Here is a 14077-nt window from a genome sequence, read left to right on the forward strand (position 1 = left end):
AAAGAGAAACGTATAAATTAATAGGATAGATTTAAATAAAGAGTATGTTGGCATGTTTGAGCTTTGATATTAAATGCTGAGGAACGTAAATTAAGAAGTGGAAAATACAGAAATACCTGTTTGTGAATGTTTAGTGATTATTATTCTAAAGGAAATAAAATTAGGAAACTCTATCAGATCTTATAATTCAGATCCTGAATGGCCTGAAAAAGATAGTCAATTTGTTTTTCTAGAAAACAGAATAAATTTAACATCTTTAAGTGAATTTCCTGACTGGGTTTCAGTGAGAGTTAATAATGATATGCATTATACTTGGTACAATGAGATTTATTGCAAAGAGCATCATGATTTATTAGTAGCAGGTGAAATTTAAGTCTTAAATCTCTTTAAGACTCCATATCAACAACCTGAATATCAACATATTGCTGGATTAAATTATCATCAAGCATATGCACATAATCCAAAAATGCGACATTAAAACTACCAACAGTTTGTGCATGCTCAAATGCTAGTTTACCCGCTATAGCAAAATGAATATGAGCAGCCAGCGCTGCAATCGTAGCGGGAGCAACGGCATGATAGGCCGCGATTAAAGCACCTAAAGCACATCCCGTTGCAGTAATTTTAGGCTGTAAATGACAACCCCCATTGACCTGAATCACGGCATTTAACGGCTTGGAAATAATGAAGTCAGATTCACCAGAAATCGCGACACATTCAGTATATTGCAATAAACTTTTAGCTTGCGCATAAACATCCTGACTATTCAAGGTGCTATCTACACCTTTAGACTGAATGTTGTTACCTGCCAGTGTACTGATTTCTGAAGCATTGCCACGAATAATGCTTGGATGAAACTGCAGAAGCTGATCAACGGTCTCACTACGCCATTTTAAAACAGCGCCATAACCTACCGGATCAAGCACCCAAGGCACCTGATGCTGCTGTGCCGTTTTCGCTGAAATTAACATAGCTTGGGTTTGTTCAGTGGTTGGTGTACCGATATTCAGACTGAGTGCAGCACTAATTTTTGTGAAATCTTCTGCTTCAAAAGGGTTATCGATCATAGCAGGTGAAGCACCCGCAGCCAGTAAAATGTTGGCAACATAATTATTGGCAACGCTGTTGGTCATGCATTGCACTAAAGGGGCTTGTTGTTGTAAAGCACGCCAAGCTTCAATGACTTGATCAATCAATTGTTGTTTTTGTGACATAACACATCCTTCATACAGGTTTGAATCTGGGAGTTAACGTGTGAAATAGTGATCTTGATGCTTACATTTACGACAGATTAATGAGACATAATCTTGAGCATCATAATCTACGATCAGGTCATTTGAACCACAATACATACAACGTTTCACAGAATAAAAATTTAAACGTGGCTCGATTTTTCGCCATGATTTCCAGACCGGCTGGATAAAAATACTTTCGTCATAGCCCAAAAATTTAAATAATAATACTTCACTCATTTTACTGAATGGAATGGTGTAGGGGCGTGGCAAGGTTGTGGTTTCCCAGCGTTCATTCAATGCCCGTTCACGATATTGTTCCAATGTCTTTTTCAGCAAATTGGTATTGATAAATTTATCATTTCTTGGCTGCAAGGCTTTTTGTTTATACAGGTATTCCAAAGCAGTTTGAATCAAATAGAAAATTTGTCCGACCGCAAGTCCTTCCATGAGGCGATAACAGAATGCCTGAAAAGGACGATTCCCCGCAATCTGAATGCCCCAGGTGCGGCAATAGAACTGCATAAACTGTACGATTTCTTGGTACAACACTAGATACAGCGCATCTTTTACTTCATCTGTGCTTTTAAAGGGGATTCCTAAACTCAGATTTTCATAAAACCATTGGCGTAATTGTTGAGTGATGCTGAATAAGCTTGGGTCGGCATATCCATCAAGTCGAATATTTAAATAAAAATGTTCGGTTTCGATATTGCTGTCTTGCGACTTTAATACCCCAAGTTTCAGTAGCTCTTGGACGAGTTGATGTTGAAATAAGTAATTAGGGGTAAAGTCGTGATATTTAATATTTTGCCAATGAATCAGCTCATCGTGTTGTACATCTTCACGAGCATATCGATCTAACAAGCTTAGCAAAAATAGCTTATGCAAGAAGCTCAGTTGATTGAGACTATACACCACTTCATCTTTGATTTTATTTTTACGTTGTTCTTGCAAAATGGTTTGTTGGGTCTGTTTTTTACGACTAGCGGTACATTGTGCACAATGACAATTTAGTTTGCTATCGCTTGTAAATACCCGATGCTGGCAATGGCTACATTCATGGAACTGGAATTCTTGTGAGTATTGTTCAGCTTCTATCCAGTTCATTGACGCTTGGCATAGAGGGCAATGGCTACTTTCATCTAACTGTTTTTGTAGAATCTGTAAATCCATTGATGTTAAACCTATGACCATTAAAAAGGGAATTATACATGCTCCATTGCTAGAGTGATGCAAAGTTTATAAACAGTTAAAATGTCATATCTAAATCAGGGCGAAAAATCTGAGTTTTTTATTCTGGCTAAAGTGGACGGATGCAAAGGGTCATTCATCACGATTGCGTGAATAAGAACCCAACAAACTGTGCCAAGCCATAATCACTAATTATAAAATATGTGAATTGCTTAAAATTTTCTTTTATTTTAATGAATTAAATAATGCTGGGTTGTGTTGACTGTTTGTAAACGATCGCATAAAAATGAAGTTATAGATGGATCTATTTTGCATTACGGAGATTATTATGCAAAAAAATGCACTCATGAAAGGACTCATGGGAAGTTGTCTGGCTATATTCACCAGCATGGGCTTTGCCGCAACACCAGAAGGCTTTTGGAAAAGTATTGATGACCGTACTGGGGAGCAACTTTCAATCGTTGAAATCAAGAAAAAAGCAGACAATACTTATACGGGAACGATTGTATATCGTTATCCAGTGCCTGGTGGTACGGTATTGACCCATTGTGTGAAATGTCCTGAACCGTTTAAGAATAAACCTATTCTGGGGCTGCAAATTGCATGGGGATTAAAGGAAGATCCGAAAAATCCGAATCAATTTATAGATGGTCGGGTACTAGAGCCAAAAAGCGGCAATATTTATAAAGGCAAAGCACAACTCAGTGCGGATGGTAAGCGTCTGCGTATGCGTGGATATATGGGCGTTTCTGCGCTAGGACGCACACAAGTCTGGCTTCGTACCGATAGTGCAAATCCATAACTGTGTTTAATTTTTAAGAAGGCCTAAACGACTGGTTTGGGCTTTTTTATTTGTCTAAAGAGTACTCATTATCCTATGAAATTAATCCATTAAATCCGTTATTTCTTATACAAATGAACTCTGGCGTACAGTGTAACTTTATGAAAATTGTGATAATTTTCGTGCTTTAAACCTATCTCTTTGAATAGGTTGTTTTTTTAGACGGGGTGAATATGCTAAATCGTATGCTCATGAAAGGAATCATGGGACTCACATTTGCTTGCGCGAGCGCAGCATCATTTTCAGCTTCAATTGAAGGTTACTGGAAAAGTATCGAAGAACGTACGGGAGAACAACTCTCTATTGTCGAAATCCGTAAAGGAAATGACGGACGTTATCATGGAAAAATTATTTATCGTTATCCAAATTCGCATGGAATTGCGCTAACAAACTGTACCAAATGTCCGGCACCGAATACCAATAAACCGATTCTGGGATTGGAAATTCTATCTGGTTTTAGAGAAGATCCAAATAAACCCGATTCTTATATAGATGGGCGTGTATTAGAGCCAACATCTGGTCGTGTCTATAAAGGCAAAGGTGTTGTCACTGGCGAAGGCAAACGTTTACGTATGCGTGGTTATATGGGTGTTTCCGCACTGGGACGTACTGTGGTCTGGCTTCGTACAGATAGTGCTACGCCTTAAGTGTGATAAAAAAACCTCGAATCGATTTTCGAGGTTTTTTTATGGTTAAAGTGAATGGCTAAACAGGGCATGGTAAGTTTTCATCCTCCTGTCCAATTTTTTTAGCGGCAATCAATGCCTGTACTTTTTTACTTGGCAGCTTTTCTTTGCCAAGCGCATCATAAGTATTCACAATATTGGTGACTTCTAGTGTAGTCAGCTCGATTCCTTCTGCTGTTAAAAAAACGGAAATGACATGATGATCCACACCTGCTTTTGCGAGATCATGGATCGCCTTGATATTTTCTAAACGATAAAGATGTGCTTTTAATTCCATCGTCATAGCCCTCTCTTATTTTATTTACCTACATTGGCATAATTGGTTAAGCAATAACCGTGCACAAAATGTAAAACTCAGCCAAAAAATGTAAGTTAGGCGATATAAGGCAATGGGTTCTGTAGTTTTTATTTAAGAATAGAAAACTGTGTTGTAATTCTGTCTAAACGTCCATGTTCTGTACGCATTCAATTTGAAAAGCAGAAGATCAAGCCCAATAAAACTGTTAAAACCCATGTATGCGTCTAAAGACAGGTTGCTTAAGTTGGCGTATGATCGATTGATCAAGAAGTCTTGCCAACAAGACCATCTAAACGACATGATGAAAGATAAGGAATACTGATGAATATTGCGGCACAGCCTCCTGTACAAGCAGACCAAACCATTTATTTAAAAGATTATCAAAAGCCAGCTTTTTTAGTTGAATCGATCAACCTGGATATTCAGGTTTATGATGACCATACCCTTGTGGACTCAACATTGGTGATGAAGCGCCAGACTGCAGGGGATTTAATCCTGTTGGGTCGTGATCTTGAATTAAAATCTATTCAATTAAATGGTCAGTTGCTCAATCCAGATCAGTATCGTTTAGACAGTGAGCAGTTGGTGATCACCGATGCACCAGATCAGGTCATTATTCAAACTCAGGTAGTGATTCACCCCGAATCAAATACCCAGCTTGAAGGTCTGTATCAGGCAGGTGACTTGTTCGTGACCCAGAATGAACCTGAAGGTTTCCGTAAAATTACCTTCTATCCAGATCGCCCAGATGTGCTCGCTGAATTTACCACCCGTGTAGAAGCCGATAAAAAATATCCAGTATTGTTGGCAAACGGGAACTTATTGGAAACAGGTGATGCAGGTAATGGCCGTCACTTTGCAATCTGGCAAGATCCAACCAAAAAGCCAAGCTATTTATTCGCTTGCGTGATTGGTGATCTAGCCGTATTGAAAGACCGTTACACCACTTCTGAAGGTCGAGATGTGGCATTAGAAATCTATGCGATTGAAAAAGATATTCCTAAATGTCATATCGCAATGGAAGCTTTAAAGCATTCAATGCGTTGGGACGAAGAACATTATGGCCGTCCTTATGATCTCGATAACTACATGATCGTTGCGGTAAGTCAGTTCAACATGGGCGCAATGGAAAATAAAGGTTTAAATATTTTTAATACTTCATGTGTGCTAGCCGATGAAGAATACACCACGGATGCTGCGATTATGCGGGTTCAGTCGGTCATTGCTCATGAATATTTCCATAACTGGACAGGTAACCGAATTACTTGTCGTGACTGGTTCCAACTTTGCTTAAAAGAAGGCTTAACGGTTTTCCGTGATCAGTCTTTCTCTGAGGATTTGCAATCTGCTGCGGTACAACGTATTGACGACGTGGCCGTATTAAAATCGCATCAGTTCCCAGAAGATGCGGGTCCATTGTCACATCCGCCACGCCCAGACCATTTCGTCGAAATTAATAACTTCTACACGGCGACCGTGTATGAGAAAGGTGCGGAAATCAACCGCATGATGGCGACATTACTCGGTAAAGAAAAATATCGTCAGGGTACAGATGAATACTTCCACCGTCATGACGGACAAGCGGTTACGGTTGAGGATTGGGTGGCTGCATTGAGCGCAGGTTCAGGTGTAGATCTCTCCAACTTCCTGACGTGGTACAACCAGCCAGGTACACCAAAGCTAGAGGCCAAAGGTGAGTATGATGCGGCTGCGCAAACTTATCGTCTCAGCTTAAAACAAAGCCTAAAAGCGCATCCTAAATATCCAGACTTGAAGGCCGTGCCGATTCCTGTAGCTTTAGCGTTATTTAATGCCCATACAGGTGAGCAATACACCTTGCACAGTGCTGATCTGTTTGTTAATGATGTAAAAGATGGCGTGTATTTATTTGATCAGGATCAAGCCACCATTGAATTTACTGGTGTGACTGAACAACCTGTCGCATCATTATTGCGTAATTTCTCTGCGCCTGTGAATTTGGTATTTGATTATTCTGATGAAGATCTTGCTTTCCTGATCCAGCATGAAACCAATGGTTTTAACCAGTGGCAAGCCACACAAACCTTATTGGAACGGATTTTATTAGAAGATCACAAAGCCGATATTTATATTCAGGCCATTCAAAACACCTTACCAGAGCTTGTGAATAAGGATCCTTTATTGGCATCGCGTTTATTTGATGTGCCTAGCGAGAATTATTTAGGTAGCCGTATTGATCAGGACTATGAACCTGAGCTGGTACTGGAAAAGCGCGAAGCAGTGTTGAATCGTTTAGCACGGGAATTGGGTTCATTCTGGAAAGACACTTATCTGGCCTTGGATCCTGCATTGCAAAAAGAGTTTTCTTTGGCAATGGGGGTGCGTGCACTCAAAAATATCATGTTAAATATGCTGGCGCGTCAGGGTGATGATGCGGTATTTGAGCTGGCTTATGCGCAATACCAAAATACGGGCAACATGTCTGAACGTTTAGGCGCATTACGTGTTTTGGTCTGGAATGATGCACCACAGGCGCAAGCTGCATTAGCGGATTTCTATAACCGTTTTAAAGATGAAGCCTTGTCACTGGATCAATGGTTTACCATTCAGGCATCTAATCCAAATGCGACAGCTGAAACCATTGAATATCTTACCAAGCATGTGGACTATGATCTCGGGACACCAAACCGTATCCGTTCGGTGAGTGGTGGTCTGGCAGCCAATCCTGTGAATACGTGGAGCTTTGGTGTTGATCATTTCATTGAGTTGGCAGCTTATCTGGATGAGAAGAATCCAATCTTAGGCTCGCGTTTACTGCAAGTGCTTTCTCGCTGGTACACTTTGGCTGAACCGCAACGCACTCAAGTCCAGCAAGCGCTTAAAGCATTGCAACCGAAAGTAAAATCTAAAAATGTAGCTGAGACATTAAATAGCTTGTTAAGTATTTAATTCAAGCTTCAAATACATTGAGAAAAGGGATGTCGTCAGGCATCCTTTTTTATTTGACAATAATAATTGTCATAAATAGTATGGAAACGATTCGAATGCAATGGATGACTGCAATGGAAATAAAAACAATCACATTACCGACACGTCAAATCGAAGTAGAAGTTTATGCGCCAGCACAGGCTTCGGAAAAAGCGCCTGCGATTTTATTATTACACGAGTTATTTGGTATCCTGGATGTGTATCGGGAAGATGCTCAAGACTTGGCAGACCGTGGCTATCTGGTTTATGTGCCTAATCTGTTTAGTGGCGGTGCAGTTAAATATTGTATTCGTGCGATGGTGAGTAAAGCAGGACGCAGTAACGCAGCGGATAGCGAGGTCAATCAGGAAATCTATGTATTACTGGATGCACTCAAAGCAGATCCACGTTCAAATGGTCGTTTAGGTATGTTGGGACAATGCTTAACAGGTGGCTATGTGATCCAGATGGCGAAACGTGACGATATGCTGGCACCTGTGGTTTATCATCATTCTTTAGGGATCGAAGGTGCAGGGATTCCGAAAAAAGAATCTCTGGATGAGGTGCGTATTTTACAGGGGCACTGGTCGAATGTAGATCCATTTTGTCCAGCAACCAAGCGTAAGCAACTGATCCAGCAATTGGGAGATCGGGTCGAAGCCTATACCTATAATATGCCGCATGGTTTTCGTAGCGTCAGTCGTGGATTGCCTGAGGCCAAAGTGGTCTGGCAACGTACGCTTGACTTTTTTGATCGGGAATTAAAACAAAACATAATATAAATCATTGGAACAACAGGTTATTATTGATAAATATTAACTTTTAGAAATAAAAAAGTGAGGGGAAAATGTCTGATAAATACGAGTATGCAGGCTTCTGGATCCGTGTTGGCGCAGCAATTATTGATTCAATTATCGTGATTGTGGCGATGATTCCACTAACCATGATTTTTGGTGGTGGAGAAACCACGGTGGCTTCTGATGGATTTTCATCATTCCAGTTCATGTCGACCTCAGACTGGATCTGGCAAATCATCACCGCCGTCTTTTATATTTTCTGCTGGATTAAATTTGCAGGTACACCGGGTAAGCGTTTATTGCGTTTAAAAGTGCTGGATGAAAAAACGGGTGAAAATGTAACTGTCGGGCAAGGGATTATTCGCTACATTGGCTATATTCCTGCAACATTGGTATTTTTCATTGGTTTAATCTGGGTGGCTTTCGATGCCAAGAAACAGGGCTGGCACGACAAAATGGCAAAAACAGTTGTGGTAAGAGAGCTTTAATTTAGACTGAAATTTTATCATGTAATAAAAAATTCATACGATAGGACTTGTGAATCAATTCGCATGTCCTATAATGCCCTTGAATTTATTCACGGAGATCCTAAATGGGTAGTTGTTCGAGGTTCGGGTTTAATCATCGATTAAATCAAAGCGAATACTGAACAAGATAGCCTGTTAGGTTGGCTATCTTGCAATGAGATAGCTTTGATATAAATTTTTTAACCCTTCTATAAAATTTTGCTGTATTCACAAAATTTATTGTATTGACTGCAACCTGTTTAGTTTCTCACCTAAAATGGGGAGAAGCCTATGTTTTTTCACGCTTCCATTCAATGGATTGCTGTTGTTCAAGTATTTGTTTTATCTGGTTTATTGCTAACTCAAAAAAGTAAGGCTGGCCCGCTGATCAATACCGATGATGTTTCGATTACGACAGCAAAGCATTGTCAGCTGGAAAGTACCTATACGCGTAATAAAGATGGCAGTTGGGGGTATCAAGTCGTGCCTGCCTGTAATCTCAATGAAAATTTAGAAATATCTTTAGGTTATCATTCGAGCAAAGATATTGATCAGATTCATGGATTTTCAGCTCAGGCCAAAACCATATTAAAACCGATGGAAAATGATTGGGCGGTTGGTTCTAGTTTATTGCTCTCACGAGATGATGTTTCGCATCATGGTGGCAAACTGGACTGGTTTTTCAATGTACCGGTGAGTTTTGAATTTTTAGATCAACGTTTAGCTATAGATACCAATATTGGTTATCAACATGCAGATGAGCAACTTGTTCGTTGGGGCGTGGCTTCAACCTATAATGTAACGGATCGGGTGGGGCTAATTCTTGAAACCTACAATCAGGATCGTCAGGCGCCGTTTTTTCAGACCGCAGTGCAGTACAGCATTATTCCCAATGTGTTAAGTCTGGAAGCCTCATTTGGTGACCGCTTACATGCAGAGAAACAGCATTGGTTTGGCTTGGGATTGAGTTTTACACCGTCATCATAATTGCAGTATTTCACATTATCCTTCATTAAAAATCATTGATAATAAAGAGGTGGAACATGCAATTAAAATTTCTGCAACATACCGATTTTTCTAATATTCTGGATACTCTAATCAGTCTTTCTGTGGCATTTATTTTAGGTGCCCTGATCGGTTTTGAACGTCAGTATCGGCAGCGTACAGCAGGGCTACGCACCAATGTTTTAGTGGCGGTTGGTGCTGCTATCTTTGTGGATATTGCAATTAATCTGACGGGTGCCGATGGTGCGGTTCGGGTAATTGCCTATGTGGTTTCGGGTATTGGTTTCTTGGGCGCAGGTGTGATTATGCGTCAGGAAGGTAATATTCATGGTCTCAATACCGCGGCGACCTTATGGTGCTCAGCAGCAGTCGGAGCATCCGCTGGGGCAGATCTGGTGATTGAAGCGATATTGGCAACTTTATTTATTTTAGCTGCAAATACATTGCTGCGACCTATCGTACATGCTATTGACCGCCGTCCGCTGGATGATGATACTGAGGTCATGCATGTGATTTATATTATTTGTGATCGTAGTCACAGCAAAGCTGTCATGGATGAGCTGAATCTGACGTTGAAGCATCATAATTATCCTGCCAAAGATATTGATGTCACGCCTTTTGGTGAGAAGGAAGTGGAAATTGAAGTTACGCTCATTGCCACCTCAATTGAAGCGGAAGAAGCTCAACATATCATTAACCACCTCAATGCCATGCCTCAGGTTCGTCAGGCATTCTGGGACAAAAATACAATAAATTAAGTTTAGGAAAATCGTTTCCTAAATGATTGAATTGGGATGCATTGTCCTAAAAATGATATATATGGCCTTAATTGTTTCACCTAAAATGAAACCAGCATGATAACAATGAGAACAGTATGAGTTCAGAAGCACATTCAATCAGTTTAATTGCACCAGTGGTTTTGCTGGCTGCGGCTGTGGTTGCCGTCCCGATTTTTAAACGCATCGGATTAGGTTCGGTACTGGGATATTTGATTGCAGGATTGATTATTGGCCCATTCGGGTTTGCATTCTTCCACGATTCAGCCTCGATTTTGCATATTGCCGAATTGGGTATTGTGATGTACCTATTTGTGATCGGGCTGGAAATGCAGCCTTCCCATCTCTGGAGTTTAAGGCGGGAAATTTTTGGCTTGGGCACCTTGCAGATCGTGGCTTGTGGTCTAGCTTTAACCGGTGTCGGTCTGCTGTTTGGTTTTAGCTGGCAGGTGGCTTTTATTGGTGCCGCCGGATTTGTACTGACTTCGACTGCCATTGTGATGCAATTATTGGGGGATAGAGGTGATATTACCCAACCACATGGTCAGAAGATTGTCGCCATTTTATTATTTGAAGATTTATTGATTGTTCCATTACTTGCAATTGTTGCCTTTATGGCGCCGAATCATGTGGTCGAAAGTACTTCTACGCGTCTTGAAAGTATCGGCATTGGTTTAATTGCAATCGCGGGTTTGATTGCTGCGGGTTATTGGCTATTAAATCCTTTGTTCAGGTTGCTTGCTGCTGCAAAAGCACGTGAAGTGATGACTGCCGCTGCACTTCTGGTGGTTTTAGGCGCTGCATTGTTGATGCAAGTGAGTGGACTGTCTATGGCGATGGGGGCGTTCCTCGCAGGCGTATTATTATCAGAATCAACCTTTAGACATCAGATTGAAGCCGATATTGAGCCTTTCCGTGGATTATTACTGGGCTTGTTCTTCCTCGGCGTTGGGATGTCTCTCGATTTATCTGTGGTTGCACAAAACTGGCAACTGATCATCAGTGGTGTTCTCGCCATGATGTTTGCCAAGGCGCTCATGATTTATATCGTTGCGCGTGTAACCAAAAGCCCGCATACCGAAGCTTTAGATCGCGCGTTGCTGATGGCACAAGGGGGAGAGTTTGCGTTTGTTCTGTTTGCCGCTGCAGTTAGTGCTCAGGTAATTGATAACACGGTCAAGTCTAATTTGACCGCGATTGTCGTACTTTCTATGGTGCTGACTCCGATCGTGGGAATTCTTTTTAAACGTTTCACTGAAACCAAAGACCAGATTAATCTGGACAATGTCACTGTTGCCGAAGGCTTGAGTGGCAGTATTTTAATGATTGGTTTTGGTCGTTTTGGTCAGGTTACCAGTCAGTTGTTACTGGCACGTGGTGTCGATGTGACCATTATTGATAATGATATCGACATGATTCAAAACGCAGAGAAATTTGGTTTTAAAATCTATTATGGTGATGGCTGTCGTCTGGATATTCTGCATGCATCTGGTGCTGCGACAGCACAAGCCATTGTTGTCTGCGTGGATAGTAAGGAAACCACCAACCGTATTGTCGAACTGGTGACCCATGAATTCCCACTCGCCAAGCTGCTGGTTCGTTCTTATGACCGTGAACATTCACTCTATCTCGTGAAACAGAAAGTAGATTATATGATTCGCGAAACTTTTGAATCTGCAATCAAGTTTGGTGGCGTGATTCTGCAAGAGTTAGGGGTAGAGCAAGATGAAGTACAACGCATTACTGATGAAATTCGTGATCGTGATGAAGAGCGTTTTGAAACTGAAATTGCCGCAGATGATGTCTATGCAGGGGTGGGTTTACAATATACCCATACGCATCCACGGCCAACAGCACCATTGATTCGTCCTAAACAGACAGGACGTATTTTAAATGAAGAAGAAACGCAAAAAGATTTAGAAGAAAAATAGCGATCATTGCGATTCAAGATTTTTCGGCCCTCATTTTGATGAGGGCTTTTTATTTTAAAATTTAGATATAAATTAAATGAAATATCTAGAAAATAGTAGGTTGCATTAAGATAGCGTCGAGGTCGCCAGTCTTAAACCAAAGCCAAAGAATAAAATACCCACAAGACAAATACCGCTGGCTGCCAATTTATAATTATGTTTGAAGAAGCCAGCAAGTTTGATACCTGAAAAAATTAATGCTGTCAGATAACTAAAACTAACCATTTGTAAGATGATAGCCAGAATTAAAAAGCTTAAAGCAGGATAGGCATAGCTTGGCTCGACAAACTGCACGAAGAAGGACAGGAAGAACAAGATCGCTTTCGGATTGAGTAGGCTAATGCTTAAAGCGGTGCGGTAAGGATGGATCTGGTCTAAATTTGGTAGTGCTGCCAGTTCAGCATGATGTGGCGGCTTGTTCCATGTCTGATAAGCGCCTTGTAGTAATTTAAAACCTAAATATGCCAGATAACATGCGCCTGTTAATTTTAAAATTACAAACAAGATCGGGAAGGCTTTCAACAAAGAGGCTGCACCTAGCACGGTACAGAGAATTAAAATAAAGTCGCCTGTAAAGACACCACATGCTGCCGCATAACCTGTGCGAATGCCATAACGTGATGCCACAGACATTACATATAATGAGTTGGGGCCAGGTAATAACACAATTAAGATTGTACCAATAATATAAGTGGTTAAATCTGTTATACCGAACACGATAGAAACTCATTAAAAAACCGATTTTCGCTAATATAGCAAAAATCGGTTTTTATTGGTGAAAATTCGACTAATTATGGTTTGATTTCAGCATCAATTCCAAAAGATTGGCGCAGCAATAAACTCAGTTGATCACGAGCTTTGATAAAGCCGTCGATACCACCTTGTAGTAACTGGAATGCCATCAAATCTTGTTCAAGTTCAGCCTTAAAGCTTTCTTTGCTTTGAGCGGGACGATCAATTTTTTCAGCTTGCTGGGCTGACTCAACACTCAATTGGGCTTCAACATTTTGTTGATCCTGTTCCAGTTGAGCCAACAGATTTGGCGCAATTGTTAGTAAATCACAACCTGCCAAACCCAATACCTGAGCTGTACTGCGGAAGCTGGCTCCCATCACTTGAGTTGTGATGCCTTGCTGTTTGTAATAATTGTAGATTTTCTTGACCGAAAGGACACCTGGATCTTTGGCAATTGGATATTGCTCAACACCTTCAGCCTTTTTGTACCAGTCAAGAATACGACCAACAAATGGTGAGATCAGCGTAACTTTGGCATCTGCACAGGCTTGTGCCTGATGTAGACCAAATAGCAGGGTAAGGTTACACGGGATACCTTCGGCTTCAAGCACTTTCGCAGCCTGAATACCTTCCCATGTTGAAGCAATCTTGATCAGGATACGCGATTGCTCAATACCATAACCTTGATACAGCTTAGATAATTCGCGTGCTTTAGCAATGGTCGCTTCCGTATCATAAGACAAAGAAGCATCGACTTCAGTTGAAACCCGGCCTTCAATGAGTTTTAAAATTTCAACACCGAATTTTACAGTCAAAATATCAATCGTGCGTTCGATTAACTCGTCGCTTTGATAACCTTCTTGTTTTGCTTGAGTATAGGCATCTTCAATTAGCGCTCTGCTTTCTGGTAATTCCGCAGCCGCAGTGATGAGTGAAGGATTGGTCGTTGCATCGAGTGGACGAAATTTTTCAATTGCTTCTAGGTCACTACTATCGGCAACAACGGTTGTTAAATCTTTTAATTGATGTAAGGCAGTCTGAGTCATTGATATAGCGTTCTTACTTAAACATATTATTGGTAATTTCTTTTA

The 14077-nt window shown here is 40.8% G+C and carries 14 protein-coding genes; 9 read left to right on the forward strand and 5 right to left on the reverse strand.

Annotated elements, in window-relative coordinates; translation table 11 throughout:
• The first annotated feature begins 97 nt into the window (after positions 1 to 97).
• A complete protein-coding gene (locus A9Z07_RS01315) occupies positions 98 to 373 on the forward strand; it encodes a hypothetical protein (protein WP_069576314.1) in 276 nt (91 codons plus the stop codon).
• Between the two features lie 13 nt (positions 374 to 386).
• Here A9Z07_RS01315 and thiM read toward each other — a convergent pair whose 3' ends face one another.
• Both thiM and A9Z07_RS01325 read right to left on the reverse strand, forming a co-directional pair.
• Entirely contained in the window at positions 387 to 1214 is an 828-nt protein-coding gene (thiM, locus tag A9Z07_RS01320) for a hydroxyethylthiazole kinase (protein WP_069576316.1), read from the reverse strand.
• Between the two features lie 33 nt (positions 1215 to 1247).
• A complete protein-coding gene (locus tag A9Z07_RS01325) occupies positions 1248 to 2408 on the reverse strand; it encodes a hypothetical protein (protein WP_069576318.1) in 1161 nt (386 codons plus the stop codon).
• A gap of 346 nt (positions 2409 to 2754) precedes the next feature.
• On the opposite strand from A9Z07_RS01325, the gene A9Z07_RS01330 reads away from it, so the two are divergent.
• Both A9Z07_RS01330 and A9Z07_RS01335 read left to right on the forward strand, forming a co-directional pair.
• A complete protein-coding gene (locus tag A9Z07_RS01330) occupies positions 2755 to 3228 on the forward strand; it encodes a DUF2147 domain-containing protein (protein WP_069576320.1) in 474 nt (157 codons plus the stop codon).
• Positions 3229 to 3440: 212 nt separating this feature from the next.
• On the forward strand, positions 3441 to 3914 hold the full coding sequence (locus tag A9Z07_RS01335) for a DUF2147 domain-containing protein (RefSeq protein WP_004771644.1): 474 nt from the start codon (positions 3441 to 3443) through the stop codon (positions 3912 to 3914).
• Positions 3915 to 3972: 58 nt separating this feature from the next.
• Here A9Z07_RS01335 and A9Z07_RS01340 read toward each other — a convergent pair whose 3' ends face one another.
• Positions 3973 to 4230, reverse strand: coding sequence for a hypothetical protein (locus A9Z07_RS01340; protein WP_004652954.1), 258 nt, complete (start codon positions 4228 to 4230; stop codon positions 3973 to 3975).
• Between the two features lie 342 nt (positions 4231 to 4572).
• Between A9Z07_RS01340 and pepN the strand changes: the two genes are divergently transcribed.
• From pepN to A9Z07_RS01370, 6 genes are all read left to right on the forward strand, one after another.
• Complete coding sequence (gene pepN / locus A9Z07_RS01345; RefSeq protein WP_069576321.1) at positions 4573 to 7179, forward strand: aminopeptidase N; 2607 nt, start codon at positions 4573 to 4575, stop codon at positions 7177 to 7179.
• Between the two features lie 113 nt (positions 7180 to 7292).
• Positions 7293 to 7979, forward strand: a complete 687-nt coding sequence (locus A9Z07_RS01350) for a dienelactone hydrolase family protein (RefSeq protein WP_069576341.1) — start codon at positions 7293 to 7295, stop codon at positions 7977 to 7979.
• Between the two features lie 65 nt (positions 7980 to 8044).
• Positions 8045 to 8482 (forward strand): RDD family protein, encoded by a 438-nt coding sequence (locus A9Z07_RS01355; RefSeq protein ID WP_004771648.1) that lies wholly within the window; start codon positions 8045 to 8047, stop codon positions 8480 to 8482.
• A gap of 309 nt (positions 8483 to 8791) precedes the next feature.
• Positions 8792 to 9487 (forward strand): hypothetical protein, encoded by a 696-nt coding sequence (locus A9Z07_RS01360; RefSeq protein WP_069576323.1) that lies wholly within the window; start codon positions 8792 to 8794, stop codon positions 9485 to 9487.
• Between the two features lie 56 nt (positions 9488 to 9543).
• A complete protein-coding gene (locus A9Z07_RS01365) occupies positions 9544 to 10263 on the forward strand; it encodes an MgtC/SapB family protein (RefSeq protein ID WP_004771651.1) in 720 nt (239 codons plus the stop codon).
• A gap of 116 nt (positions 10264 to 10379) precedes the next feature.
• A complete protein-coding gene (locus A9Z07_RS01370; protein ID WP_069576325.1) occupies positions 10380 to 12212 on the forward strand; it encodes a monovalent cation:proton antiporter-2 (CPA2) family protein in 1833 nt (610 codons plus the stop codon).
• A gap of 105 nt (positions 12213 to 12317) precedes the next feature.
• Here A9Z07_RS01370 and leuE read toward each other — a convergent pair whose 3' ends face one another.
• Both leuE and tal read right to left on the reverse strand, forming a co-directional pair.
• Positions 12318 to 12968, reverse strand: coding sequence for a leucine efflux protein LeuE (gene leuE, locus A9Z07_RS01375; RefSeq protein WP_069576327.1), 651 nt, complete (start codon positions 12966 to 12968; stop codon positions 12318 to 12320).
• A 74-nt stretch (positions 12969 to 13042) separates the two neighbouring features.
• Positions 13043 to 14032: a transaldolase gene (gene tal, locus A9Z07_RS01380; RefSeq protein WP_069576329.1), complete on the reverse strand. Its 990-nt coding sequence runs from the start codon at positions 14030 to 14032 to the stop codon at positions 13043 to 13045.
• Positions 14033 to 14077: the final 45 nt, after the last annotated feature.

Source organism: Acinetobacter sp. YK3, from assembly GCF_001729365.1.
GTDB classification, from domain to species: domain Bacteria; phylum Pseudomonadota; class Gammaproteobacteria; order Pseudomonadales; family Moraxellaceae; genus Acinetobacter; species Acinetobacter vivianii.

Excerpts from the sequence above, each read along its gene's own strand:
- thiM (WP_069576316.1), bottom strand. The coding sequence starts at position 1,214 with ATGTCACAAAAACAACAATTGATTGATCAAGTCATTGAAGCTTGGCGT.
- A9Z07_RS01365 (WP_004771651.1), top strand. The coding sequence starts at position 9,544 with ATGCAATTAAAATTTCTGCAACATACCGATTTTTCTAATATTCTGGAT.
- tal (WP_069576329.1), bottom strand. The coding sequence starts at position 14,032 with ATGACTCAGACTGCCTTACATCAATTAAAAGATTTAACAACCGTTGTT.
- pepN (WP_069576321.1), top strand. The coding sequence starts at position 4,573 with ATGAATATTGCGGCACAGCCTCCTGTACAAGCAGACCAAACCATTTAT.
- A9Z07_RS01360 (WP_069576323.1), top strand. The coding sequence starts at position 8,792 with ATGTTTTTTCACGCTTCCATTCAATGGATTGCTGTTGTTCAAGTATTT.
- A9Z07_RS01370 (WP_069576325.1), top strand. The coding sequence starts at position 10,380 with ATGAGTTCAGAAGCACATTCAATCAGTTTAATTGCACCAGTGGTTTTG.
- A9Z07_RS01330 (WP_069576320.1), top strand. The coding sequence starts at position 2,755 with ATGCAAAAAAATGCACTCATGAAAGGACTCATGGGAAGTTGTCTGGCT.
- A9Z07_RS01355 (WP_004771648.1), top strand. The coding sequence starts at position 8,045 with ATGTCTGATAAATACGAGTATGCAGGCTTCTGGATCCGTGTTGGCGCA.
- A9Z07_RS01340 (WP_004652954.1), bottom strand. The coding sequence starts at position 4,230 with ATGGAATTAAAAGCACATCTTTATCGTTTAGAAAATATCAAGGCGATC.
- A9Z07_RS01335 (WP_004771644.1), top strand. The coding sequence starts at position 3,441 with ATGCTAAATCGTATGCTCATGAAAGGAATCATGGGACTCACATTTGCT.
- A9Z07_RS01350 (WP_069576341.1), top strand. The coding sequence starts at position 7,293 with ATGGAAATAAAAACAATCACATTACCGACACGTCAAATCGAAGTAGAA.
- A9Z07_RS01325 (WP_069576318.1), bottom strand. The coding sequence starts at position 2,408 with ATGGATTTACAGATTCTACAAAAACAGTTAGATGAAAGTAGCCATTGC.